Raw genomic sequence first — 22,628 nt, forward strand, 5'->3', positions numbered from 1 at the left:
CAACGATGCACACACTGAAAGTGATCGCCGCGCTTCTCCATTACCCGGATGAAGCCGTGCAGGCTCACGCGGACGAGCTGATCGAGGTGCTCGACGGCGAAGGTTTGGTGGGCGGCAGCACCCGCGCCGGTATCGTCGCGCTGATCGAGGATCTGCGCGATGGCGACCTCATGGATGCCCAGAGCCGTTACATCGAGACCTTCGATCGCGGCCGGCAGCGCTCGCTGTATCTCTTCGAGCATGTCCACGGCGAGTCCCGGGACCGCGGCGCCGCCATGGTGGACCTGCAGCGGGCTTATGCCGATCACGGCTTCGAGATCGCCGTCTCCGAGCTGCCCGACTATGTACCGCTGTTCCTGGAGTTCTGCGCAAGTCTGCCGGACGAGCAGGCGCTCGCCTGGCTGGAGGAGGTGGGGCACCTGCTCCAGCTCCTCCATGCGCGGCTGCGCGAGCGGGACAGTGTCTACGCGGTGCTCCTGGAGCCGTTGCTCGCCTTTGCTGCGGTGCCGCTGGACGACCCGGCGGTGCGTGACAAGGCCGCCGGCGAGGAACGGGATGACACCGCGGAGGCACTGGACCGCGTGTGGATGGAGGAGCCGGTGACCTTCGGCCCTGAAGGCGAGTGCGCGAGCAGCGTCACCCGGCGCAAGCCCGCCGTGCAGGCCGTGCAGTGGGGCGCGCCGCGGCGGGCGGGCAGTGGCACCTGATTACAGGAGAACGTAACGATGTCGTTCCTGAACAACCTTTTCTTTGGCTACTACCCCTACATCGCGGGCACGGTGTTCCTGGTGGGGAGCGTGGTCCGTTTCGACATGAGCCAGTACACCTGGAAGACCAATTCCAGTCAGCTCTTCGATTCCAGCCGGCGCTTTCGCCTCGGCAACGCGCTGTTTCACATCGGGGTGATCTTCCTGTTCTTCGGCCACCTCATCGGCCTGCTCATGCCGCACTCGTGGTATCCGATTTTCGGGTTGACGGCGACGAGCAAACAGCTGCTGGCGATGATCTCCGGCGGCCTGTTCGGGGTGCTGGCGCTGATCGGCGGTGCGATCCTGATTCACCGGCGGCTGACCAACGAACGGGTGCGGGCGAATTCCGGGCAGATGGATCTCTTCATCCTGCTGCTGCTTTACGTGCAGTTGATCCTCGGCATGCTCACGATCCCGATCTCCGCGACCCACCTGGACGGCTCGATGATGCTGCTGCTCGCCGACTGGGCTCAGCACATCGTCACCTTCCGGCCGGAGGCGGCGGCGTACGTGGCCGAGGCGAGCTGGGTCTTCAAGCTCCATCTCTTCCTCGGGATCACGATATTCCTGCTGTTCCCGTTCACGCGGCTGGTGCACATCTGGAGCGCGCCGGTCTGGTATCTGGGGCGGAGCTATCAGCTCGTGCGCCAACGCCAGGCCTGATGAGGCGACAACCCCTGTGACGGTGCTATGTCGCCGTCACAGGGCCGGCACGGCTAACGGAGTCCTCATGGGCATTACGGTCAACGGCATCGAGATCAGCGACGAGGCGATCAACATCGAGTCCGCTCACTACGAGGGTGGCGATATTCCCGAACGCCACGAGCAGGCGGCAATTGCGCTCACCGTGCGGGAGTTGTTGCGGCAACGTGCCCTGGCACTGGAGCTTGCCGGGAGCGAAGACGAGGGCGCAGTGGATGCCGCCATCGATGCGCTCATCGAAGACGAGGTCGAGGCCCCGGAAGCCGGGGAGTCGGACTGTCGGGAGTACTACAGCAAGAACGAGGAGCGGTTTCGCGATCCACCGCGTGTGGTGGCTCGTCATATCCTGCTTGCCGCGTTGCCCGACGACTTCGAACGCCGCGACCAGCAGCGCGCGACCGCGGAAAACCTGATCGCGGACTGTCACAACGGCATGCCGTTCGAGACCCTGGCCCAGACGTATTCCGACTGCCCATCGCGGGACCAGGGCGGTGAGCTCGGCGAAATCGCGCCGGGCGCGACGGCACCGGAATTCGAACGCGCACTGTGGCGCCTGCCCGTGGGGCTCGCGTCGAGACCCGTCGAGACCCGCTACGGCTGGCACGTAGTCGAGGTGATCCGCCGAGAGGAGGGCCGGCTCCAGCCTTACGGCGAGGTGCGCGAGCGTATCGCCGCCTACCTCAACGAGCGCGCCCGGCGGCGTGCGTTCAGCCAGTACGTCCGCATCCTGGCAGCGGATGCTGACATCGAGGGCATCGAGCTGGAAGCCGCGGAATCACCGCTGCTGCAATAGCATCCGGAGAGGAAATGACGGAAATCTATAGCTTCGACACATTGCTTCAGGCCGCACGGGAACAGCCTGAGCCGCAGCGTCTGCTCTTCCTGTTCCTCAAAGCCGGTTTGCCGGACGATCACGACGAGGCCCAGGCCGCCAGGTTCCGGGAAGGGCAGGGCGGCGCTCTGCTTCCGATCATGTATGTGGATAAGCTGCTTCGCGAGTTATCCACGTTCGAGGCCTTGGTTGAGGAGTCCCGGCAGATGGGCGAGGACTGGCATATTATGCTGGTCGCCGCGATGCCGGGGCGCGATGGTGTGCCGCCCAGTGAAGGGCAGGCGGACGACGCCCTCAAGGTGATGGTCAAGACGGTGCACGCCGGGGGCGATCTTTCCCAGTATCTGGCGTTCGATACCCGTGGCAAGCCGGTACGTTTCCTGTAGCCGCTCGACGCGGTGCCCGTATTACATGGCGGCAAGTATAGCCGGCCAGGCGTGGCCGGTGACATCCGGAGGGTGATCCATTCGACTCTGGCGTTCCGCCGTTCCTGCCGGGAGGGGGGCCGTGGCTCCTGCGCGATGAACATCAATGGCACGAACTGGTTGGCGTGCACCCGAGCCATCGACGAGCTCGACGAGCCGGTTACGGTCTACCCGCTCGACGACGTGGACGTCATCAACGACCTCGTCGGCGATCAGCGTCACACCTCGCTCCCCTTCTGCCGCCCCCTGGCCCCCGGCGCGGCAGCCGGTAGCTCGCACGCATGTGAGGGTACACCGGATGACACCGCCAATGCGGGCTGTCTCCGGCCGGTGCCGGGCATTTCGTGAAGATGGTTCACAACGGCATTTTATAGTGACATCCGAGTCCGCACGAGCGTGACCAGCACGATCGCAAATGCGGCGCTCCACAATAGCGATGCCGCCATCATCAGGCTCGGGGTCGCCGGCCAGCCGATACGCAGCACCGCCGCGGCGGCGATCATCACGACGGCGGGGGGGACGCCGGGCAGCCTGGCGGGATCGCGCTTGGCGCGGAGTATCGCGGTGCGAACCATCACGGTGATAGAGAGGGTGCCCAGCGCGCCCACGGTGATGGCGTGGAGCGCTGTACGGATCGCCGGCACGCCGCCCGCGAGAGCGCTGCCGACGAGCAGCAGGCCCACGGCGAGCCATGCGTAGCCGACACCGAGGCCCGTGAGATCGTCGCGATCGGCGCACCACCACAGCCGCCACCGCACGAGACGGACCAGCGCTACGGCACCCGCGGCGATCAGGGCAACCCCCGCGACCACCGCAAGCCGGGGCAACGGCGCCGTGACGATAGCCGCCGCTATCAGGAGCAGAAGCGCCCCTTCCAGGCGCGGCTGCACCCGAGCATCCAGATGCTCGCCGCGGGTTTGGATATGTCTGGCGGCGGCCGGTGCGATGATGCGCCCGCCCATGAAGAGCATCAGCAGTGCGAGCACGAGTACAGCCTCGCGCAGCGCCAGATGACCGAGGGCTGGCAGACGGCCTTGTTGGGCGAGATGAAAGACCAGCAACGCGCCGCCGGTGGCAAGCAGGATCGGACCGATGGCCTGGTTGCGCCATTTCTTGGCGGCCTTCATGAAAGGTGGTACCACGATCGTCGCGAGACAGACGGCGAAGCCGGCATTGAGCACGGCGCTCGCAAAGCTTCCCGGCGCCAGCAGGAACGCGAGCCGCCCGCCGCTCCACAGCGCGAATAGCGTGCCCAGGGTGAACCGCGTCGCGCGATTGATCAGAAACCCGGTGATTACCGCCAGTGCGAAGCCGAACAGCAGTTCGTGAGCATGGCCGGTGGCACTCGTGAAGGCCGGCACCACGGCGTTGCCGGTCCACATGCCGTGTACGGACAGCGGCGCCACGACGGCGGTGTATGCCGCGGCGGCGGGAAAGAAGAGGCCTTGCGCGTTCCTGCGCGATGTGCGTGAAGGGCTACGGGGGTCGGTTTCAGACATGCAGGCTCCGGGTCGCGGCATCCGGCCTTGGCCGCGCTGGAATCGCGGTTCTGGCTGGCGGTGAGTGTGTCATGATTGCGAATCAGCGGGGTCGTGTCTCTCCATGAGATCGTTACGCGCGGTTTGCGCATGGGCTGCGGGCTGTGCCGCGGGGTGGCGGGGACAGCCGAATCGACTTTACCATCACGCCCGAGGGCCGGCTGAGGGCGGCCGTTCGTGAGCCACTCGATACGGATACGCAGGCCCGTATCAACGCGGTCTGCCCGAGGCGTGAACGCGGAAGGCCCCGTTCCGGAAGAAGCTCCGCCGACGGCCGAAACTGATGCGGCCGACCATCCGGAGACGATGATGTCCGAGGTTGCGTTCGACCGGGGATTGGACGAAAGATGCGACGCCGCGCTACTGGCGCTTTTCGACTCGGACAGCGAGCTCCAGCAGTTGCACTCCGGCGGCGGCGCGCCGACCTATCTGGATGACCAGTCGCTCGAGGCGATCGGTGAGTACCACGGGGTTGACGCCGAGCGATACTTCGCTGACGAGCTAAGCGCACTGGCGGCCCTGGAGGTGGACGGCGCGCTGACCGGCGCAACGTCGCCGCCGTATTCGATCGCTACCTCGCGTCCGGCAATGTCAGCGCCCGGTATTCGCGCAGTATCTGATGACCGCCAGGCTGTGCTCCGTCGCCTTTCTCAGGGATGTCACCCGCGAGCTCTCGCCGGCGTACTTCGCGATGGTGATGGCCACCGGCATCATCTCCATCGCCGCGGACATGCTGGGGTGGCCGGCGCCGGCCCGCGTGCTGCTGTATCTCAACGGGCTGGTGTATATCGCTTTGTGGCTGCTGCACGGCCTGCGTCTGCTCTGGTTTCCGGGCCGCTTCTTCGGCGACATGCTCCACCATGGCCTGGGCCCGGGTATTTCACCTGGGTGGCGAGTACCGGCGTGCTCGGCAGTCAGCTCGTGGTACTCGCGCAGGCGTATTACGCGGCCGTGGCGCTGTGGGTCGTCGCGGGCACGCTGTGGCTCGTACTGACCTACACCATCTTCACGCTGTTCGCGGTCAAGGAGCACAAGCCGACGCTCGAGGAGGGCATTAACGGCGGCTGGCTGCTCGCGGTGGTCGCCACTTGAGCCGGCCGAACAGGCCAGTGGGTAATCGGCGTCTACCGCGGCGTCGCATCCGCGGTGTCGATGGCACACGCCGCGCACACCGGCGTGCCGGTCGTATCGCGCTGTCGCGTTGCCCGGGCCTGCCGGATGCGGTCTTGCAGATCGGCGAACGCTTCGACCGGTTGTTGCCGGCGCAGTGGCCGGTGGCGGCGTGCTGGCAGGCCACTACTCGCGGCACGATGGCCGCGCAGATAAGCGCGCTCGCGCCGCAAGTGTGTGCGCAACAACCGAATGTAGTGCCGCACGGGAGTTGCTAGCTCCGGGCGTGTGATGACCGCGCCGGCGATGATGTCCTCCACTACCGCCAGGCAGTGCGTGCCCAGTTGGGTCAGCGTGTCATGCTCGGTGGTGAGTACGACACGCGCGGGCCCGAAGCGGTAATCGGCTCGCGCCAGGTCATCCAGCAACTCTCCCTCCCAACCCTGTTCGCTGACAGTGGTGTAGCGGTTCAGGCAGTCGATGATGTCATGCATCAGGAGCATGTCGGGGGTTCGCCCCTGTTCGAAAGCAATGAGCTGGCGACGCAGCACGTCGAGCAGTTGGTCGAGATGACTGAGGCCCGTGCGGAAGTCGTAGATGGCGGTCGACATGATGTTCCTCCAGAGGCGTGGTTGCTTTTCCATAAGAAGTATTTAAAATGCATCTTAAAGTCAAGCTGAGCCGATCGCCGGCTTGGCGAACCCTTGAGTTCGAGCTGCACAGTAGCCATTAACGGTAATGCATCTTATAACTATTTATATAAGCAGTATGACACCTGATCGGCGAGTGCCGACACTGATGCATGCGTGCAGCGCGGGGGTGGCGTATGGATATCGGGGAGGTGATCGCACAGAGCACCAAACTGGAGCAGGGCCGCATCGCGTTTCTCGCGAGCACACGTGGCGCCGCCGCGGCGCGGGCATTCGCGCGACGCACCTGCGCCGGGTACCGCCGTGCGGTGATAAAGGCGCTCGGCGCCTGCCAGCGAGAAGCTCTTCCGGGTGCGCCTCATCGGCTCATACTGCTATCTGAAGCGCTACCTGGCGTCACTGCCGCCGGCGTCGATCGAATCGTCTGCCAATGATCGCGTTCGAGCGAGGTAAGCGGGATGGAGACGAATACACCCCAGCAAGATATCCCCGCCGGGGTAGACAACGTAGTGCATGAGCCGTACGCGCAGTATATGTGCACGGTCTGCGGCTGGATCTACGACGAGGCCGAAGGGCTGCCGGAGGCGGGAATTCCGCCCGGCACCCGCTGGCAGGACGTGCCCGAGGCATTCCTCTGCCCCGAGTGCGGGGAGACCAGGGACGCCTTCGAGAAGCTCGAGGGCTGATTCGACAGCCGACACAAGGAGGCAACATGAAACGTAATGCAGCAGCAGTCTGGCAGGGCGGTCTCAAGGACGGTAGCGGCACGATCTCCAGCGAAAGCGGTGTGATCGCCAATGCTCAGTACTCGTTCGGCACTCGTTTCGAGCAGGGCACCGGCACCAATCCCGAGGAGCTGCTCGCGGCCGCGCACGCCGGCTGCTACTCGATGGCATTGTCGCTGGTGCTCGGCGAATCGCAAATCACGCCCGAGCGCATCGATACCACGGCGACGGTGACCATCGAGCCGAGCGACGACGGCTTCACCATCACGGCGGTTCACCTGGACGTTCACGCCCGTGTGCCCGGTGTCGACCGCGAGGTCTTCGAGACGGCGGCGAATAACGCCAAGGCGGGCTGTCCGGTGTCGAAGCTGTTCAACGCCGAAATCACGCTGGACGCCCATCTGGAAGCGTGATTGCGGGGGGCGAGTCGGTGCCCGCGGCATCGACCGCCGGTTCCGGCATATCGAGTACTACGTTGGCGAGCGGGTCAGCGCAAGCTGTTGTGAGCGCGGGCCCGGGGCAATCATCATCCGTTTCCAGCGGGTTGACTGAATCGGGGGGCAGGGCATGCATTTTCCGGATTTCTTCGATGAAGCGCCGACGGTGCGGGTACGCGATCCACTGGCGCAACTTCTGGGCGCAAGCGTTGACGGCGTCATGGAGTATCGCTACGCGGATGCCGTGCGTCTGACCGGACATTCCTGCCCCACGGTGGCCGGAGCGTTTCTCACCGGCCGTGCTGCACTGACCGCACTCTATCCGGACACCCTGCCCGAGCGTGGCGGCGTGGCCGTGCAAATGCCGGCGCCGGAGAACGATGGCACGACCGGTGTGATTGCCCAGGTTCTCACATTGCTGACCGGTGCGGCCGCGGACGGCGGCTTCAAGGGCCTCGGCGGCAGGTTCGCGCGCAACGGTCTGCTCGATTTCGCCGAGGACCCAAAGATCGGTGAAGGCGTGGTGCGTTTCGAACGACTGGACACCGGAACGGCCGTTGCCGTGGGCTTCAACGCACACACCGTGCCCATGGACGTCGCGCAGCAGCAGCGCCTCATGGCCGTCATTCAGGGGGATGCGGATACCGAGGAGCTCGTCGTCTTCGCCGGGGCGTGGCAGGACCGCGTGTGCCGTCTTCTGCTGGAACATGCCGATGATCCGGAGACTGTTCGTGTCACCGAGCTCGCCGCGGGCGGCGGCACAGCGGTGGTGTCGGCAGGTGGCGGACAGCCTCAGCCGTGATTGCCCGCCACCGCGCCCGCAACGATAACGAGCGCCACGATCAGCAACACGGCGTGCAGGTAGTGCATGCGTGCGAGCCGGCTGGCCACGTCGTGGTCCAGCGGGCCGGACATAATGCGGCGGAGCACGCCGATTGGCCCGAGCACGAATAGCATGAGAAAGAACAACGCCCACAGCGCGATCATCGCCGGCAGCCACCACAAGCCTGGCTCGTCGAGCACGCGGTAGAGCTGCAGGCGATAAAGCAGCCAGCCGCCAGAGGCGCCGACGATCAGCACCGCCGTTCGCACCTGCGGCGCGAACCGACGCTCGATGGCGTGAAAGCTCTCCAGCGCGTTGGCCGGATCCCGGCGCAGCTGCGGTAGCACGACCGTAGTGATCAGCGCCAGACCCCCGATCCACCAGACAACGCCCAGTACATGGAGCACGGTAGCTACGGCGATATCGTTCACGGACGATGCTCTCTGTTCGAATTTGCGATTAAGAAGCATGTTATAGGTTTCTCAAGCGCAAAGCCTACATCGGGTGGCGCTCGCGAAAAGCGGTTCCGAGCAACCGCTGGGCGAGGCGCGCGCCGGCGCGTTTTCCAATGACTGTCGGAGACAGGCTTGCAAACACGAATCATTTATAAGTATTATTTAAAATAAATGTTAATCCGGTAGGGGGACAGCATGCCCACCGACGGTTACATCCTGGCGATCCCACTGTCCGAGCTCCGCGATGCCGCTGTCGAGGTGGCCCCGGCGTGCCACTGCCAGCAGGATACGGACTGTCAGCAGTGCGCTGCGGCGTTCGTGCGTTCGTTCGCGTGTCTGCCCCTGCCTGCTCGGCGCACCGTGCGTTATCGATGCCGTTGCCTCGGATTTCTGCGACTGGATGTATACACAGGCCGAGTCGGAGGCCCCCGCGGGCGCGGGGTGTGGGCATGCGGCCACACAGGAGGTCGTATGAGCGATAACGCGCGAACCGGGGTCGTGGGCCCGACGACGTCCGGCGTGGCCGGTGTGTCAGGCCGGCGGGCTGGATAGCCGCACGGAATCCGCGGCGATGCGGGTCACGGAAGTGCGCTGGCTCTCCGAGCGGCTACTGCATCTTGCAGGTCTGAGGGCCGTTCGGCCGCCTCGTGCTGCCGGCAACGGATCCGGCGCATTTCCTGCTTTGCGGCACCCCCGAGATGATCGACGTGTGCCCGGAACAGCTCATCCCGATTGTCATCCCACCACTACCTCAGGAGAATCACCATGGTCTACCGTCGACTCATTATCGCTCTGGGCTTGCTGCTGACTACCCCGGCGGTGTTCGCCGCGGACTGCGAGATCACCGTCGAAGCCAATGACGCCATGCAGTACGACACCGACCGCATCGAGGTGAGCGCCTCGTGCGAGACGTTCACCGTGACGCTCGAGCACGTCGGCAACTTGGGCGTTCGGGCGATGGGGCACAACTGGGTGCTCACGGAAACCGCCGACAAGCAGGCGGTGGTGACCGCCGGCACCGAGGCCGGTCTCGAACAGGACTATATCAAGCCAGATGACGAGCGCGTCATCGCCGCGACCGACCTCATAGGCGGCGGCGAGCAGACGTCCGTCACCTTTGACGTCTCCGCGCTGGAAGCCGGGGGCGACTACACGTATTTTTGCTCTTTCCCCGGCCACGCGGCGGCGATGACCGGTACACTCGCCATCGTGGAGTGAGGCACGCGTGTCGTGCCAGACGCTGCCGCAGGCGCTGTCTTCGGTGGTGTCGAGGGCCTTGCCACGCAACCGTCGATGATCAGCGACGCGGGGCTGTCGGCGCAGGATCGGCGGGTTCGGGACATCGCTGACAGTATGATCCGTCTGTCCGTGGGCATCGACTACACGGGCCTGCGCAATCGCACCAATGCGTGCAACATTGCTTCAGCCGCTAGCGGTTGGCAGCCCAGCTCATCCGGGCGAGCTCTTCAACTGTCTGAACCTCGGCGGCGGGCACGGCATCGGCGTCGCCGTGTTCCAGCGGGTCGTAGTGAAAGAGATAAAGCCGGGAGACGAACTCCGCGAACGGCAATGACGACTCGCCGGCTACCTCGCCGCAGCCATGGGTGGAAACGGTGATGCCGTTGCCCAGGTCCTGACCGCTGTCGTTGTTGGGGTTGAAGAAGTAAACGCGCATCGCGTTGTCCTGATCCAGCGCGACGCGAAGGATGGAGATCGCGTGCCAGCCGACGAAGCGCGCGGCGCTGTCGGTGACCGCCAGGCCGGCCGGCTGTGGGTGGATCATGGGCTGGCCGCCATTGTATAAGGGGTGGTACGTCGCATAGAAGTGGCGCACGAATCCCTGGTAATCCGACAGCTTACCCGTGTCGATACTCACGGCGAGGCTCAGGCCGTGGCCGACCCACCAGCCGTGGAACTCCGGGTTTATCCAGCGATGGGGATCGTCGTTCCGGCCCTGGCACAGCCGGCCCATCTCGATATAGACGCGGTCGAGATGCGGTACCAGCACGGCGGAGACGGCATCCACGTCCCGCGGAGGCAGTAGGGCGAGCCCGGCGCCGAGAGCGCGCGAAGAGATCATCTGACCCTCGAAGGCCATCACGATCTCGTTGTCACGCGCTGCCCAGGCCACCATCTGCAACAGGTAGTCCGGATCGTTGTGGGCCCACATGGAGATCGCGCGGGCGGACTGGCAGGTAGGATTGTTCCCCTGACCGACGCCGAAAGGCAGGCCGAGCACGTTGAGCACATCGGCGAGCAAGTGAACCCGGGGCGGGCGGGCGTCGCCACACGCCCGCGCGATGGCCTGCGCGGCCTCGTCGGCGAGGGGCAGTCCTAGCTGTCGCCACAGCGCCGGCGCCACCGGCTGGGCGTAAAGGATTCCGCGCTCCAGCAGCATGGCGAGACCGTAGACGGCCTGGGCCGTCTCGGGGTAGATCGCTTCATCGATGAGCCGGCCCACCAGCTCGGGATAACATAGCAGGGCCTCGCGGCCGGTGCTGCTGAGGCCCAGGGCGGCGGGTACCAGGTCATCACCACGCTGGCGCGTGTCCCGCAGAAACACCGCGTGATAGGCGGAGACCAGGCCGGTGTCGTGCATCGCCCGGGCGAATCCGCTCGCTTCCTGCTGCCGGGCGGTGGCGTCGAGTCCGTCGAGGCGCTGGCGATACGCCTCCAGCCCCGGATCGTCCATGCTCGCCTGGGTGGGGCCGAAGAGCGCGCTGACCAGCCGGTCGGCGCCGCGCCCGCCGCCGTTGAGCGACAGCGTCGGGTCGTTCACGCAGACGGCGATCTGCGTGATCATGGATTTCACCACGTCCACGCGGACGGGGCGCTGCGTGAGGATGCGCCAGACTTCTTCGATGAGCCGGTCGAGAATGTTGTCGTAGCCGATATGCGCGACCAGAAACGCCAGCAACCCGCGTACGATCTCGCCCAGCCCCTGCGGTCGGGCACGCTGGGCCTCGCCGCCGGAGGCGTAAAGCAGATCGAGGTTCAGGGCGAGCACCTGTGCGAGGTAGTGCTGTGCGCCCTCGCTGGAAATGCTCGGATGGCGGTGATCATCGAGTGCGACGGCCAGCAGCCGGATGTCGCTGAGGCACTCCATGAGCACGGTATCGCCCGTGCCGGTGCGCAGGGTCTCGACCGTGAGACCGGGCTGGAGCACTTCCGGCGTTGCCCAGTCGCTGCCGGCGAACAAACCGGCTTCTTCGATGACGCCGATGCGCTGATAAATGGGGTCGATCCCGTCGGGAAGCAGCATGAGCCGGCGTGCTACGTCCAGAAGGGGCGCCGTATGCGAGCCTTTCGCGAAAGAACGTGCATTCGCCAGGCGCTCGATGCGGGCATCGAGCTGGTCACACAAGCGTTTGCGCTTCTCGCCGTCACCCCCCGCGTTTTGCGGTGTCGACGTCATCGCAGCCAGTCCTCTGCCACACGAGTGAATTCGTAACGCCTTATTAGCACAGCCGACGCCGCCGCCACCAGCTCCGGGTGGCGGCGGTCACGTCGTGCGGGGATCAGACATCGTGTGGGGATCAGACGTAGTAATCGAGCCCTTCCTGGTGTTTGAGCAAATCGCGTATGCGATAGGGGTCATCCCCGAAGAAGAAGACCAACCCCCAGTGCGTACCGAAGGCGGTTCGCTTGGTGACGATTTCCTCGAGCGGTTGCGTTAGCTCGTGGTAGTCGTAGTACTCGTGGTTTTCGGTCTCTTCGGGAATCTCCAGACGGCTGACCACACGATGGCGCGGATAAACGCCGAATGATCCCGCATAGCCCTTGGCGTCCACCACCTCACGGGGGAAGAAGGCTTCGACTTCCTCTTCCGTGGATTTCGGGTCGAAGCAGACCACCAGGGCCTGGTACGCATTGAAGCCGTATACCCGCTCGAGCAGCTCGAAGACCTTGAAGCCCGGCGGTCGGTAGGCCACCTCGCCGAAGTACATGGTGCCGTCGCTGGTCACGAAGTATTCCGGGTGGATGAAGCCGAACTCGATGTCGAAGGTCTTGATGAGCTTTTCGATCTCCTTGGTGATCAGGTTGCGCCAGCTCTCCAGCTCTGGGGTGGCGGGCACGAACACCGAGTAGCCGAGAGTGACGTACTCCGAGATATTCAGGAAGCGAATCTTGCCCTTGTATATCCAGGCCTCGACAGCGAACTCCCAGCCGTCCAGGTGGCTTTCCATGAGCAGCGGGAATTCCTCCTCGGGGATATTGTCGACCTCGTCCGGTGTGCGAATCATGCGGTGCCCGAGACACCCCGCCTTGTCGAAGGCCTTCAGGTGAATGGGGTCGTCGGGGTCACCGTCGAGCTTGAGCAGGGTCTGGTTGACGCGCTTCAAGAAGCGGATGACGTCGCCCTTGTCGTGCGCTTCTTCGAATATGCCCACGCGAATGCCCCCGAGCTGGGCCCGGCGTTTCATGAGCGCCTTGTCGCGGAACAGCACTGCCTGGCCGTGAAGGCGGGGATTGTCCATGAGCACGGCGTTGATGGCGCCTGCCCATTCCACGGTCTCTTCGAACAGGGGAATGGCGACATCCACGCCCTTGTCCTTGAGCAGTTCGGCGATCTCCAGGGAGCGATCGTTGAGGCGTTCGAAATCCCAGGAAATGAACGGTATGTCGTGCTGCTCGGCGTACTCACGTGCCCACTCGGGCGCGACCACCACGTAGCGTCTGTCGAAACGGTCTATGGCGTCGATGGCACCCAGACTCCAGCCGAGCAGCGCGATGTATCCCTTGTCCGGGTTCTTCTCGCTCATGCCGATGCACCTCTCCTTGCCGGGAGTATTTGCGCTGCACGCCAGGCGGCGCTACCAGCGCATGTACCCACTGAGTCTAGCAGTGCGGTGCCGCGCTACCGGTGCCCTAGGCTTGCGGCAATACGGGACGGCGGCGGGTCGAACCCAGCACCCATGAAGGTCATGCATGCCGGTAGTCGGAACCATGGCCGACCACTGACTGGGGCACTGGTCATCGCGTGTGTACCGTGTAAACTAAACTGTGAATTCAATCACATAAATATACGGCCGACATCGTTCCGGATGGCCGGCCAACGGGGGACGGACATGCGCGTGTACAGGCGCCGGGCCCGGCAGCAACGCGCCGGCAAGGGGGTGCGCGCGTTGTACGCGTGGTTGCGAGCCGTGCACTCGACGGAGCACCGCGCGGCGAAGGCCGTGGATTTCGGTCGGTTTTCGGTGTTCGCGTCGGTGATCACGGCTGTATTCGTGGCGAATACCTGGTTGTGGGATTACGCCATCGACCCGGTACACATGGGCGATGCCTTCGGGTTGCGAATGCTGCAGACCGTCTCCGTCATGGCGCTGGCGGTGGTGATGTGGCGCGCACCGGCAGGGTTGGCTGCCCGTATTGGTCTGCTGGTGGTGCCGGCATTCGTGCAGCTCACGTTCATCGAAGTGCTGGCCCGTCTGGATGACGGGTCGAGATACGGGGTGGGTGGATTTCTTTACTTCTTCATCTTCGTGCCTTTCATGGCACAGGCCCAGAGCCTGCGATTCAACGCGCTGTTACTGGCGCTGCTGGCATTGCTACCCAACCTCTGGTGGCTCGCTGGCGTCGGTGCCCACCTGGATCTCAGTGTCTACAACGCGTACATGTGGATGGCTTTCCCTCCGGTGGTGACTATCCTGGCCGGGGTCGAGTACCTGGTGGATCAGCTCTACCGGCATCGTGCCCATCTGGCACGAAGCGCCGACACGGATGCGCTTACCGGGCTGCGCAACCGCCGGTCGTTCCTGATGACGAGTCGTCGCCTGTTGTCCCGGGCGCGGCGTGACGGCGTGCCGGTGAGCGTGCTGTTCGTCGATGCCGATCACTTCAAGGCCATCAACGACCGTTATGGCCATTCCTTCGGGGATCAGGTCCTGCGCATTCTCGCGCATAGAATCGCAAGCATGAGCCGGCATTCCGACCTGGTGGCCCGCTACGGTGGCGAGGAGTTCGTGCTCTTGCTGCCCGATACGGACGCCGAGATGGCCGAGCGTGTTGCCGAGCGCATTCGCCGACACGTGTCGGCCGGTCCCATCGAGACGCCGGGAGCCGCCGGGGCGTCGGTGGCGGTGACCGTCAGTGTGGGAATTGCCACCGCCAGCCCCGATGGGCATCGGGTGACACTGGATGACCTGGTGGAAGCCGCCGACGGGGCACTCTATTCGGCCAAAGGCAGTGGACGTAACCGAACCGCGTCGGGCCTCGGGGCCGAGGTGCGCCGGCGCGGCCGTCAGTCGCTCGACTATTACTAATCCGATCATTAGGTGTGGCCAACACCACATGCCGCTTGTCAGCGTTTCCTTGCTATCCTTTCCGCGCGAGCTCCCGGTCGCGCAATACACGGCGCATCACCTTGCCGGTTGTGGTCAGTGGGAGCTCGTCGACGAACTCCACCGCCCTGGGATACTCATGCGCGGCCAGGCGGTCGCGCACGAACGCCTGAATCTCGCGCGCGAGCGCATCATCAGGGCGGGGAGCTCCCTGTGCCGTGACGATGAACGCCTTCACCACCTCCGTGCGCACCGGGTCCGGGCTGCCGATCACCGCTGCCATGGCCACCGCCGGATGCTTGAGCAGACAGTCTTCCACCTCTGCCGGACCGATCCGGTAGCCGCCGCTGGTGATGACATCATCCATGCGCCCCAGGTGCCAGAGATAGCCGTCGGCGTCCATCCGCCCCATGTCACCGGTGCGCAGCCAGTCACCGGTGAACTTCTCCTGCGTCGCGGCCTGGTTGTTCCAGTAACCGAGGAACATCACCGGATCGGGGTGGTGCACGGCGATTTCACCGTCGCTACCGGCGGCGACGGGGTTGCCGGCCTCGTCGATGACCGCCACCTGGTGGCCGGGGACGGCTCGTCCCATGGCGCCGGGGCGCACTGGCATCAGCGAGGCGCAGTTGGCCACGACCAGGTTGCACTCGGTCTGCCCGTAGAACTCGTTGATGTCGAGACCGAACGTCTCCCGGCCCCATTGCAGCAACCCTTCGCCGAGGGTCTCGCCACCGCTGCCGATGCTGCGCATGCGCAGATCGAACCGTTCGCGGGGCGCCTCCACCTGGCGCATGAGCTTCAACGCCGTTGGCGGCAGAAAGGCATTGCGGACATGGTGGCGGGCGATGAGGTCAAAGGCTTCTTCCGGATCGAACTTCGCCGCCCGATGGGCGAGCACCGGCACGCCGTGGTGCCAGGCGGGAAGCAGGACGTCGATGAGTCCGCCGATCCACGCCCAGTCCGCAGGGGTCCAGAAGAGGTCGCCCGGCTGCGGGAAGAAATCGTGGGGCAGCTCCACGCCGGGGAGGTGTCCGAGCAGGACGCGATGAGCGTGCAGAGCGCCTTTCGGATTGCCGGTGGTTCCCGACGTATAGATGATGAGCGCGGGGTCGTCGGCTGCTGTGGCGACCGCCTCGAACCGGTCACTCGCGCGCTCGGTGAGATCGGCGTAGCCCAGCGTGCCGGCATCGCCCGGGCCGTCGACGCTGATCACCTGCTCCAGGGCGGGCAGCTTGTCCCGTACGGCGGCGATCTTGTGCAGGCTCGCGTGGTCGGTGATCAGCACTCGGGCTCCGCTGTCGGCGAGGCGGTACTCCAGCGCGTCGGGGCCGAAGAGCGTGAAAAGCGGCAGGGCGATGGCCCCGAGCTTGTAGGCGGCGACGTGGGCGATTGCGGTCTCCGGCCGTTGCGGTAGCAGAATGCCGATACGGTCGCCGCGCTCCACACCGAGGGTGCGCAGGGCATTGGCGAGCCGGTTGGATCGCGCGGCGATGTGCGCGAAGGTATAGCGCTCGGGGTCGCCGCAGCCATGATCGTAGACCAGCGCGAGCCGGTCCGGGTCGCCGGCGTGGCGATCGACGATGTCGACGCCGATGTTGTAGCGCGCCGGTATCCGCCAGCGAAACCGGCCGAACAGCGTGTCGTAGTCGTTGGCTCTCGCGAGCATGTTCGTCTCCTCCCGTTGGCGTCCCTGCGCCGGGAGGAGTATGGAATACCGGCGGCGCTCTGTGGAGGCCCCGTCAATCCGGTCCGGCTGTGCCGTCGTGGGTCGCGACCCACCAGCGGTGGCCGCTCGGGTCGATGAAGCTGCCGCGGCGGTCGCCATAGGGTTGGGCCGAGGGTTCGGTATCGGCGCTCGCGCCGGCTTCCAGGGCGCGGCCATACGTGGCGTAGCAATCGGGTACGTACACGTGGATCTCGGCCGGCTGTGCCCGTGTGGCCATGGGAGGTTCGCCGAGCATGATCACGGTATCGTCGATGAGCACTTCGGCGTGCACGCCCCCTTTGCCGCCGGTCAGGCGGCGGACGAGCTGGGCGTCGAATACCCGCTCGAGGAATGCGATTGCCGCGGTGGCGTCTGCGACGAGCAGATAGGCGGCGACACTCTGCTGGCCTTCGGGGGCATAGTCACGAGTCATTCCCGGTCTCCGGTGTGTGTGTGGGTCGGGCCGTTACGTTAGCGGTGGCCGCTATGCTCGTATTGGAAAAATCGGCAACCCCTGCCACCGGGCGTGCTCATGTCGGTATGTGATTGCGCTCCGGCAGCCGGGCCGCGGCATACGCCGCCGGGGTAACGCCCGCGAACTCGCGGAACTCCTGGATTAGATGGGCCTGGTCGCAGTAGCCGCAAGCCAGCGCGAGCTCGGGCCAGCCAATCCCGTCGCTCTCGCGAATGCACCCGATCGCATGCTGGAAACGCCGCAAGCGCGCGTAGGTTTTCGGCGGGATACCCACAGCGTCGCGGAAAAGATCGGTGAACCGGCGGCGGCTATAGCCCGTGCGTTCGACCATGTCCGCTACCGACGGGCGGCCGTGGTATGCGTCCCATGCCGCGACGGCGGCCGTCACCATGGGTGCAGGTTGCACCCCGGCAGCGAGGCGGCGCGTGAGCAGAGCCTCGAGCAGCCGGATCCGCGCGTCCACGCCGGTAACGTGCCGCAGGGCCTGGGTCCACGCGCCTGTGTCCTCGTCCACGATATCCCCGAGCGCAGCGTCCGTGGCCGTCAGGGTCGTCGCTGGTAGACCCAGCAGGGCGTCCGCGGCGCCGGTGGCCGCTGTGCTCGTCGCAAGTATGGAAGGCATCCCCGTCCAGGTTGATGACGAGCGCCGAGTGGCCTGTGGGGAGAATCCGCTCCATCGACGAGCGAGGGTCATACTCATCCGTGTACCAGATACAGCGCACGAACGGCGCGAGGTATCCGCCTGGCGTGACCATCCGCTCAGTCATTGCGAACTCGTCCTTGTCGTGGAGGGGAGCGCTGGGGACAGTCTAGACCAAGTGCCGGATGCGGCGGGGCGGTTGCCGGCTGGTGTCTGCCATGGTGTAGTCCGCTGCGGTGCCGGGTGGGGCGGTTGTCGGAGGTCGTCATGAACGAACGCAACTTCAAACGCACGCGCGCGCGAACCGAGACACAGAAACGGGCGCGGCGCGAGCAGATATTGCAGGCGGCCGAGACGCTGTATCTGGAAAGCACTGGCTACGAGGCTGTGAACGTTGCCGAAGTCGCTCGTGCTGCCGGTGTGGCCAAGGGCACGGTGTATCTGTACTTCGAGACCAAGGAAGCGTTGTTTCTGGCGCTGTACGACCGTGTCTCGTCAAATTGGTGCGCGCATGCCCGCCAAGCGCTGGATGTCGCGCCGGGGCGCGAGCCGGTTTCCGAGGTCGTCGATGCCTTTGCCAACGCTTGCCATCGCGTGCCGCTACACGCCCGGCTCAACGCCATTCTTCACGTCACCCTGGAACCCAACGTGCCGGCCGAGGCGCTGCTGGCATCCAAACGGCAGCTGCTCGACGATATTGATGCCATGGCGCCGGCGCTGTGCCGACTGCTCGGCATTTCCGAGGCGTACGCCGCCCGCGAGCTGGTGCGGGAAGTCTACGTCGTGCTTATCGGTGCCCATCACAATGCGGGCAACTCACCCGCGCTCGCCTTGGTCTACGACGCTCCGGAAATGGCGCCGCTGCGAATGGCGTTCGATCCGCTTTTCCGCCGGTGCCTGTCGCACACTATCAGGGGCTGGCTCGCGGATGTCGGAAGTGGCGATGCTTGCGGCTCCACCGTTTAGCGTGAAGGGCCGGTGTTCTGGCGCTTGTGTTCCTCCAGAACACCGGCTCGACGCTACTGCTGTGAGTGCGGCTCGGCGACTTTGACCACGAGCTTGCCGAAGTTGCCGCCTTCGAGCATGCGCAGGAAGGCGTCCGGCGCCTGCTCGAGACCGTCCACCACGTCCTCGCGGTAGCGGATTCGGCCGTCGGCGAGCCATTGGGACATCTCCCGCTGGAAGACCGGGAACTCGTGCTGGTGGTCCATGATGATGAAGCCTTGCACCTTCAGCCGCTTGACCAGAATGTGACGCCAGATCAGCGGACTGCGGTCGGGGCCGTCGGGCAGCCCGGCATCGTTGTAGTGTGCGATGAGCCCGCAAAGCGGGATTCGCGCATGCTCGTTGAGTAACGGCAGCACGGCGCGCTGCACAGCCCCGCCGACATTTTCGAAGTACACATCGATGCCGTGCGGACAGGCGTCGGCGAGTCGCTCGGCGAAGTCGGCCGCGTGATGGTCGAGACAGGCATCGAAGCCCAACTCGTCCACGACGTAGCGGCATTTCTCGTCACCGCCGGCGATGCCAACGACGCGCGCTCCACGCAGCCGGGCGATCTGCCCCACGACCGAGCCGACAGCGCCGGATGCGGCAGCCACGACCACGGTTTCCCCGTCGGTTGGCTCACCCAGCAATCGCAGGCCGGTCCAGGCCGTGAAGCCGGGCATGCCGAGCACACCTAGTGCTAGCGACGGCGGTTCCAGGTCAGCGGGCAGCTTGTGCACGCCGGTGCCGTCGGAGAGCGCGTACGTCTGCCAGCCGTTGGCGCAGAGCACGCGGTCACCCGGTGAGAAGTCCGCCAGGTTCGAACTGACGACCTCGGCGACCGTACCGCCGCCCATGACATCGTCGACGGCCACGGGCTCCACGTAGGAGGGGCCGTCATCCATGCGCCCTCGCAGGTACGGGTCGAGGGAGAGATAGAGCGTACGCAGCAGCATCTCGCCCGCTCCGGGAACCGGCGCGGCGTCGGTTTCCAGGCGAAAATGGGAAGCGTCCGGGCGCCCTTGGGGGCGCCCGGCGAGAACAATACGGCGATTCGTCCGCGATGATGGCATGGCTTAGATCTCCTGAGCCGTGGGGCGGATGACGATTTCGTTGATGTCCACTTCCGGCGGTTGGGAAACGGCGTAGCCGATGGCGTTGGCGACGCTTTCCGGGGATATGGCCGCCTGATAGAGCTCCCGAGCCCGCTGGGCGATCCCGGGATCGGAGATGTGCTCGGGCAGCTCGGTGTCGATCGCGCCAGGCGAGAGAATGGTGCTTCGTATGCCCGGACCGCTTTCCTGGCGCAATCCCTCGGCGATGGCGCGCACGGCGTACTTCGTCCCACTGTAGACGGCGCCCGCCGGCATGACCTTGTGCCCGGCCACCGAAGACAGCGTGATGAAGTGGCCGTTGCCTTGTTCCTCGAAGTGGGGCAGGGCGGCGTCGATGCAGTAGAGCACTCCCTTGATGTTCACATCCACCATGCGCTCCCACTCGTCGACCTTGCGGGCGGCAAGTGGTGAGAGCGGCATCAACCCGGCGTTCGCGACGACGGCATCCACCCGGCCGAAACGCTCCACGGCTGCGGCGATCAGCTCGCGAACCTGGCCGCGGTCGGTCACGTCGGTCACGCGGTAGTCGGCCTCGCCGCCGGTGCGCCGAATCTCCTCGGCAATCTCGGCGAGGCGGTCCTCCCGCCGCGCCCCCATCATCACGCGGGCACCGTCGGCGACGAGTCGGCGCACGGTCGCGGCGCCGATGCCGCTGCTCGCGCCGGTGATGGCGACGACCGGGGAATGTGACGTGCTGACGGTCATGGGCTTGCCTCCTGTAACTTAAATGACCAGCGGTCAGTTATATGAGGCCGCCACAAGAATATTCAAGCCCGGGCGCTGAATGAACGGTGCGGACGCGCTCTCCGGCGAGGTGTCGAGCGCTGTCCCGCGTGGGGAGACACGGTGAATGCGCCCACTGGGATTCGGTTGTGGACCATCCGCGCGCTTACTACCTTTTGGTTACTAATCCGATCATAGGTCATGCCACGTGTCAGAGCGCTTGTGCGAATCGGCTGCTAGGCGCGCGAGCGAAGGCGTGGCAAGGCTCACGTCGAGTGAGCGCAACGCCGCAGCCGAATCGCACAAGCGCTCCCTTCGGGCGAGGCTGTCGGGCGCTCTCGCGGCGTTGCTCGTCGCTCATGTAGCGATTGCTACACCACGCGCCTCGCGCCTTGCGAGAACGCCCGACAGCCTCGCTGACATGTGGCATGACCTATGATCGGATTAGTATGTTCAAGCGGTCGGTCGAAGGGCAGCGCAGGGGAGTTCATCGGCGAGCTTTTCGGCGGTAGCGGCTACGCCGCGCCGGCTCCTTCCTGTCGCGAATCCACCCGCTGAGCTGGCCTCACGACGCGACAAGCTCGCGACAGGGGCGGATCGCGGAGAGCGAGACATGTACGACTTTCTCGATCAGGTCTACCGCATGCTCCGGGCCGCCGGCGAGCTCGGCGAGATCGACGCGGCCGTCATGGACCTCATGGCGGGCCCTTCACGGGTGCTGGCGTTCCGAATCCCGCTGAAGATGGACGACGGCAGCCGCCAGGTCTTCGACGCCTACCGTGTGCGCTACAGCGATGCCCTCGGGCCGTCGCGGGATGGCACACGGGTTTCCCCCGATATCGACATCGACGAGGTCACCGCACTGGGCCTGCTCATGACGATCAAGCACGCCGCCGGACACATCCCCGCCGGCGGTGGCAAGGGCGGCGTCGTCGCCGATCCGAACGTGCTCAGCAGCCGCGAGTTCGAGAGCCTGTGCCGCGCCTATGTCCGCTGCCTGCGCCCGGCCGGACCCGCCTACGACGTACCCGGTGCCGACATTGGCACCGATGCGCGGGCGATGGCCTGGATGCTCGACGAGTACGAACAGATCACCGGATATCACTGCCCCGCGGCGATCAACGACAAGCCCGCGATCCTCGGGGGCTCTCTTGGCGGCGAGGAAGCCACCGGCCGCGGCGTATTCGACGCGTTCGCAAAGGCGGCCGACGACCTGGGGATGGCCATGCTCGATACCACCGTGGCCATCCAGGGCTTCGGCCAGGTCGGCTCAGTGGCGGCGACGATGTTCTATGAGGCCGGTTGCCGGGTGATCGCCGTCTCCGATAGTGGCGGCGGTATCCGCAACGATGGAGGTCTGAACGTCCCCGCCCTCCGAACGTTTGCGGCGGATGCCGGGACCGTCGCCGGCTTCCCCGGCGCCGACCGGATCACCAACGCCGAACTGCTGGAAACGGCATGCACCGTACTCGTTCCCGCCGCGATCCAGGGCGTGATACACCGGGAGAACGCACTGCGTGTCAAAGCGCGTTTGCTGGTGGAAGCGGCCAACGCCCCCACCACGATCGAGGCCGAGGAAATCCTCCTCCAGCACGGCGTGACCGTGGTGCCCGACGTCATCGCCAACAGCGGCAGCGTGCACGTCTGCCAGATGGAGCGCAGCCAGGACCTCTATGACAACTACTGGGACGCGGACACGATCGACGATCTGCGCCGCACACGCTTACTCCGTAGCTACCGGGAAGCCCTGCACACCGCGGCTAATCTGGGCGTGGAATCCGTCCGCCTCGGCGCATGGGTCAACGCCCTCCGACGCATCGAAGAAGCCGTGCACGCGCGGGGCTGGCTGTAGCGCGATGCGAGGGCGGTGGAGGTGATTGTGGAGACGTTACAAGGCAGGGTCAGGATGCGTGTTATCCGGACGGCGTCCGTGTTATGACACGGACTTCGTCCGCCTAATTACTGTTGCACAAAGCCGCTGCGCGGCAGGAAGGAAGCTTTGACGTGATCGGCAATTGTTTGCCGATGGAGATGTTACAAACGCTGCGGTGCGCGCCGCAACAGGAGGCAGGCAATGGCAGGGAAGCCGACGATCCAGGAGGTGTTCGTGCACCATTTCGATGAAGTGCGACGCAGCGGCAAACTGTCCGCACCGCAACAACGCGCCGGGCACGCGATTGTCGCCTGCCGCACCGACGCGATGGGTGGCCACGAACAGCGCTGTCCTGACGGGCATTTTGTGCGCACGCA

General features: G+C 65.3%; 25 protein-coding genes and 1 pseudogene. 15 read left to right on the top strand and 11 right to left on the bottom strand.

Annotated features, from left to right (window positions below):
* Positions 1–5 precede the first annotated feature (5 nt).
* The 5 genes from narJ to ACPEES_RS04310 all read left to right on the top strand — a co-directional run bounded on the left by narJ (position 6) and on the right by ACPEES_RS04310 (position 3,056).
* Positions 6–707, top strand: coding sequence for a nitrate reductase molybdenum cofactor assembly chaperone (narJ, locus tag ACPEES_RS04290; RefSeq protein WP_435101388.1), 702 nt, complete (start codon positions 6–8; stop codon positions 705–707).
* 18 nt (positions 708–725) lie between these two features.
* The gene (gene narI / locus ACPEES_RS04295) at positions 726–1,412 is read left to right on the top strand and encodes a respiratory nitrate reductase subunit gamma (protein ID WP_435101390.1); all 687 of its coding nucleotides are present in this window, start codon (positions 726–728) and stop codon (positions 1,410–1,412) included.
* Between the two features lie 67 nt (positions 1,413–1,479).
* Positions 1,480–2,244 (top strand): peptidylprolyl isomerase, encoded by a 765-nt coding sequence (locus tag ACPEES_RS04300; protein ID WP_435101392.1) that lies wholly within the window; start codon positions 1,480–1,482, stop codon positions 2,242–2,244.
* Between the two features lie 14 nt (positions 2,245–2,258).
* Positions 2,259–2,669 (top strand): ribonucleotide reductase subunit alpha, encoded by a 411-nt coding sequence (locus tag ACPEES_RS04305; RefSeq protein ID WP_435101394.1) that lies wholly within the window; start codon positions 2,259–2,261, stop codon positions 2,667–2,669.
* 72 nt (positions 2,670–2,741) lie between these two features.
* Positions 2,742–3,056 (top strand): 2Fe-2S iron-sulfur cluster-binding protein, encoded by a 315-nt coding sequence (locus ACPEES_RS04310; protein ID WP_435101396.1) that lies wholly within the window; start codon positions 2,742–2,744, stop codon positions 3,054–3,056.
* A gap of 20 nt (positions 3,057–3,076) precedes the next feature.
* Here the strand turns inward: ACPEES_RS04310 and ACPEES_RS04315 are convergent, their stop codons facing one another.
* Positions 3,077–4,207, bottom strand: a complete 1,131-nt coding sequence (locus tag ACPEES_RS04315; protein ID WP_435101398.1) for an NnrS family protein — start codon at positions 4,205–4,207, stop codon at positions 3,077–3,079.
* A gap of 769 nt (positions 4,208–4,976) precedes the next feature.
* Between ACPEES_RS04315 and ACPEES_RS04320 the strand changes: the two genes are divergently transcribed.
* Together ACPEES_RS04320 and ACPEES_RS04325 are read left to right on the top strand one after the other, a co-directional pair.
* Complete coding sequence (locus tag ACPEES_RS04320; protein WP_435101438.1) at positions 4,977–5,240, top strand: hypothetical protein; 264 nt, start codon at positions 4,977–4,979, stop codon at positions 5,238–5,240.
* The gene (locus ACPEES_RS04325; protein ID WP_435101400.1) at positions 5,198–5,338 is read left to right on the top strand and encodes a hypothetical protein; all 141 of its coding nucleotides are present in this window, start codon (positions 5,198–5,200) and stop codon (positions 5,336–5,338) included. Before ACPEES_RS04320 ends, ACPEES_RS04325 begins: the two co-directional genes overlap by 43 nt.
* A gap of 32 nt (positions 5,339–5,370) precedes the next feature.
* Here the strand turns inward: ACPEES_RS04325 and ACPEES_RS04330 are convergent, their stop codons facing one another.
* Positions 5,371–5,967, bottom strand: coding sequence for a hypothetical protein (locus tag ACPEES_RS04330; RefSeq protein ID WP_435101402.1), 597 nt, complete (start codon positions 5,965–5,967; stop codon positions 5,371–5,373).
* Positions 5,968–6,464: 497 nt separating this feature from the next.
* Here ACPEES_RS04330 and ACPEES_RS04335 point away from each other — a divergent pair, with 497 nt between their 5' ends.
* The 3 genes from ACPEES_RS04335 to ACPEES_RS04345 all read left to right on the top strand — a co-directional run bounded on the left by ACPEES_RS04335 (position 6,465) and on the right by ACPEES_RS04345 (position 7,970).
* Positions 6,465–6,692 carry a rubredoxin gene (locus tag ACPEES_RS04335; protein ID WP_435101404.1) on the top strand — a complete coding sequence of 76 codons (228 nt, stop codon included), beginning with the start codon at positions 6,465–6,467 and terminating at the stop codon, positions 6,690–6,692.
* A gap of 26 nt (positions 6,693–6,718) precedes the next feature.
* Positions 6,719–7,144 (top strand): OsmC family protein, encoded by a 426-nt coding sequence (locus tag ACPEES_RS04340; protein WP_435101406.1) that lies wholly within the window; start codon positions 6,719–6,721, stop codon positions 7,142–7,144.
* Positions 7,145–7,298: 154 nt separating this feature from the next.
* On the top strand, positions 7,299–7,970 hold the full coding sequence (locus tag ACPEES_RS04345) for a hypothetical protein (protein WP_435101408.1): 672 nt from the start codon (positions 7,299–7,301) through the stop codon (positions 7,968–7,970).
* Here ACPEES_RS04345 and ACPEES_RS04350 read toward each other — a convergent pair.
* Positions 7,961–8,422, bottom strand: a complete 462-nt coding sequence (locus tag ACPEES_RS04350) for a hypothetical protein (protein WP_435101410.1) — start codon at positions 8,420–8,422, stop codon at positions 7,961–7,963. The two genes, ACPEES_RS04345 and ACPEES_RS04350, sit on opposite strands and share 10 nt — an antisense overlap.
* A 789-nt stretch (positions 8,423–9,211) precedes the next feature.
* Between ACPEES_RS04350 and azu the strand changes: the two genes are divergently transcribed.
* Positions 9,212–9,664 (top strand): azurin, encoded by a 453-nt coding sequence (gene azu, locus ACPEES_RS04355; protein WP_435101412.1) that lies wholly within the window; start codon positions 9,212–9,214, stop codon positions 9,662–9,664.
* Positions 9,665–9,875: 211 nt separating this feature from the next.
* Here azu and ACPEES_RS04360 read toward each other — a convergent pair whose 3' ends face one another.
* The gene (locus ACPEES_RS04360; protein WP_435101414.1) at positions 9,876–11,861 is read right to left on the bottom strand and encodes a hypothetical protein; all 1,986 of its coding nucleotides are present in this window, start codon (positions 11,859–11,861) and stop codon (positions 9,876–9,878) included.
* 121 nt (positions 11,862–11,982) lie between these two features.
* Positions 11,983–13,209, bottom strand: a complete 1,227-nt coding sequence (locus ACPEES_RS04365) for an ATP-grasp domain-containing protein (protein ID WP_435101416.1) — start codon at positions 13,207–13,209, stop codon at positions 11,983–11,985.
* Positions 13,210–13,515: 306 nt separating this feature from the next.
* On the opposite strand from ACPEES_RS04365, the gene ACPEES_RS04370 reads away from it, so the two are divergent.
* Positions 13,516–14,712 carry a diguanylate cyclase gene (locus ACPEES_RS04370; protein WP_435101418.1) on the top strand — a complete coding sequence of 399 codons (1,197 nt, stop codon included), beginning with the start codon at positions 13,516–13,518 and terminating at the stop codon, positions 14,710–14,712.
* 52 nt (positions 14,713–14,764) lie between these two features.
* Here ACPEES_RS04370 and ACPEES_RS04375 read toward each other — a convergent pair whose 3' ends face one another.
* The 4 genes and pseudogenes from ACPEES_RS04375 to ACPEES_RS04390 all read right to left on the bottom strand — a co-directional run.
* The gene (locus ACPEES_RS04375) at positions 14,765–16,399 is read right to left on the bottom strand and encodes an acyl-CoA synthetase (RefSeq protein ID WP_435101420.1); all 1,635 of its coding nucleotides are present in this window, start codon (positions 16,397–16,399) and stop codon (positions 14,765–14,767) included.
* A 73-nt stretch (positions 16,400–16,472) separates the two neighbouring features.
* Positions 16,473–16,871, bottom strand: coding sequence for a VOC family protein (locus tag ACPEES_RS04380; protein ID WP_435101422.1), 399 nt, complete (start codon positions 16,869–16,871; stop codon positions 16,473–16,475).
* A gap of 97 nt (positions 16,872–16,968) precedes the next feature.
* Entirely contained in the window at positions 16,969–17,535 is a 567-nt protein-coding gene (locus ACPEES_RS04385) for a helix-turn-helix transcriptional regulator (RefSeq protein ID WP_435101424.1), read from the bottom strand.
* Between the two features lie 40 nt (positions 17,536–17,575).
* A pseudogene (locus ACPEES_RS04390) lies at positions 17,576–17,680 on the bottom strand (hypothetical protein); the annotation flags it as partial.
* Between the two features lie 140 nt (positions 17,681–17,820).
* On the opposite strand from ACPEES_RS04390, the gene ACPEES_RS04395 reads away from it, so the two are divergent.
* A complete protein-coding gene (locus ACPEES_RS04395; protein ID WP_435101426.1) occupies positions 17,821–18,519 on the top strand; it encodes a TetR/AcrR family transcriptional regulator in 699 nt (232 codons plus the stop codon).
* Positions 18,520–18,572: 53 nt separating this feature from the next.
* On the opposite strand, the gene ACPEES_RS04400 is transcribed toward ACPEES_RS04395, so the two are convergent.
* Positions 18,573–19,613, bottom strand: a complete 1,041-nt coding sequence (locus ACPEES_RS04400; protein ID WP_435101428.1) for an NADP-dependent oxidoreductase — start codon at positions 19,611–19,613, stop codon at positions 18,573–18,575.
* A gap of 3 nt (positions 19,614–19,616) precedes the next feature.
* Complete coding sequence (locus ACPEES_RS04405) at positions 19,617–20,360, bottom strand: SDR family oxidoreductase (protein ID WP_435101430.1); 744 nt, start codon at positions 20,358–20,360, stop codon at positions 19,617–19,619.
* A 631-nt stretch (positions 20,361–20,991) separates the two neighbouring features.
* Here ACPEES_RS04405 and ACPEES_RS04410 point away from each other — a divergent pair.
* Together ACPEES_RS04410 and ACPEES_RS04415 are read left to right on the top strand one after the other, a co-directional pair.
* On the top strand, positions 20,992–22,230 hold the full coding sequence (locus tag ACPEES_RS04410) for a Glu/Leu/Phe/Val family dehydrogenase (protein WP_435101432.1): 1,239 nt from the start codon (positions 20,992–20,994) through the stop codon (positions 22,228–22,230).
* A gap of 222 nt (positions 22,231–22,452) precedes the next feature.
* On the top strand, positions 22,453–22,628 hold a 176-nt coding region (locus ACPEES_RS04415; protein WP_435101440.1), incomplete at its 3' end, for a transposase zinc-binding domain-containing protein.

It is taken from the genome of Arhodomonas sp. AD133 (assembly GCF_051195215.1).
Lineage (GTDB): Bacteria > Pseudomonadota > Gammaproteobacteria > Nitrococcales > Nitrococcaceae > Arhodomonas.

What these genes read in the sequence shown, in the direction of transcription:
- ACPEES_RS04340 (WP_435101406.1), top strand. Translation starts at nt 6,719, where the DNA reads ATGAAACGTAATGCAGCAGCAGTCTGGCAGGGCGGTCTCAAGGACGGT.
- ACPEES_RS04375 (WP_435101420.1), bottom strand. Translation starts at nt 16,399, where the DNA reads ATGCTCGCGAGAGCCAACGACTACGACACGCTGTTCGGCCGGTTTCGC.
- ACPEES_RS04345 (WP_435101408.1), top strand. Translation starts at nt 7,299, where the DNA reads ATGCATTTTCCGGATTTCTTCGATGAAGCGCCGACGGTGCGGGTACGC.
- ACPEES_RS04330 (WP_435101402.1), bottom strand. Translation starts at nt 5,967, where the DNA reads ATGTCGACCGCCATCTACGACTTCCGCACGGGCCTCAGTCATCTCGAC.
- ACPEES_RS04315 (WP_435101398.1), bottom strand. Translation starts at nt 4,207, where the DNA reads ATGTCTGAAACCGACCCCCGTAGCCCTTCACGCACATCGCGCAGGAAC.
- ACPEES_RS04385 (WP_435101424.1), bottom strand. Translation starts at nt 17,535, where the DNA reads ATGCCTTCCATACTTGCGACGAGCACAGCGGCCACCGGCGCCGCGGAC.
- narI (WP_435101390.1), top strand. Translation starts at nt 726, where the DNA reads ATGTCGTTCCTGAACAACCTTTTCTTTGGCTACTACCCCTACATCGCG.
- ACPEES_RS04380 (WP_435101422.1), bottom strand. Translation starts at nt 16,871, where the DNA reads ATGACTCGTGACTATGCCCCCGAAGGCCAGCAGAGTGTCGCCGCCTAT.
- ACPEES_RS04360 (WP_435101414.1), bottom strand. Translation starts at nt 11,861, where the DNA reads ATGACGTCGACACCGCAAAACGCGGGGGGTGACGGCGAGAAGCGCAAA.
- ACPEES_RS04300 (WP_435101392.1), top strand. Translation starts at nt 1,480, where the DNA reads ATGGGCATTACGGTCAACGGCATCGAGATCAGCGACGAGGCGATCAAC.
- ACPEES_RS04320 (WP_435101438.1), top strand. Translation starts at nt 4,977, where the DNA reads ATGCTGGGGTGGCCGGCGCCGGCCCGCGTGCTGCTGTATCTCAACGGG.
- ACPEES_RS04395 (WP_435101426.1), top strand. Translation starts at nt 17,821, where the DNA reads ATGAACGAACGCAACTTCAAACGCACGCGCGCGCGAACCGAGACACAG.
- ACPEES_RS04410 (WP_435101432.1), top strand. Translation starts at nt 20,992, where the DNA reads ATGTACGACTTTCTCGATCAGGTCTACCGCATGCTCCGGGCCGCCGGC.
- azu (WP_435101412.1), top strand. Translation starts at nt 9,212, where the DNA reads ATGGTCTACCGTCGACTCATTATCGCTCTGGGCTTGCTGCTGACTACC.
- ACPEES_RS04370 (WP_435101418.1), top strand. Translation starts at nt 13,516, where the DNA reads ATGCGCGTGTACAGGCGCCGGGCCCGGCAGCAACGCGCCGGCAAGGGG.
- narJ (WP_435101388.1), top strand. Translation starts at nt 6, where the DNA reads ATGCACACACTGAAAGTGATCGCCGCGCTTCTCCATTACCCGGATGAA.
- ACPEES_RS04405 (WP_435101430.1), bottom strand. Translation starts at nt 20,360, where the DNA reads ATGACCGTCAGCACGTCACATTCCCCGGTCGTCGCCATCACCGGCGCG.
- ACPEES_RS04335 (WP_435101404.1), top strand. Translation starts at nt 6,465, where the DNA reads ATGGAGACGAATACACCCCAGCAAGATATCCCCGCCGGGGTAGACAAC.
- ACPEES_RS04400 (WP_435101428.1), bottom strand. Translation starts at nt 19,613, where the DNA reads ATGCCATCATCGCGGACGAATCGCCGTATTGTTCTCGCCGGGCGCCCC.
- ACPEES_RS04365 (WP_435101416.1), bottom strand. Translation starts at nt 13,209, where the DNA reads ATGAGCGAGAAGAACCCGGACAAGGGATACATCGCGCTGCTCGGCTGG.
- ACPEES_RS04305 (WP_435101394.1), top strand. Translation starts at nt 2,259, where the DNA reads ATGACGGAAATCTATAGCTTCGACACATTGCTTCAGGCCGCACGGGAA.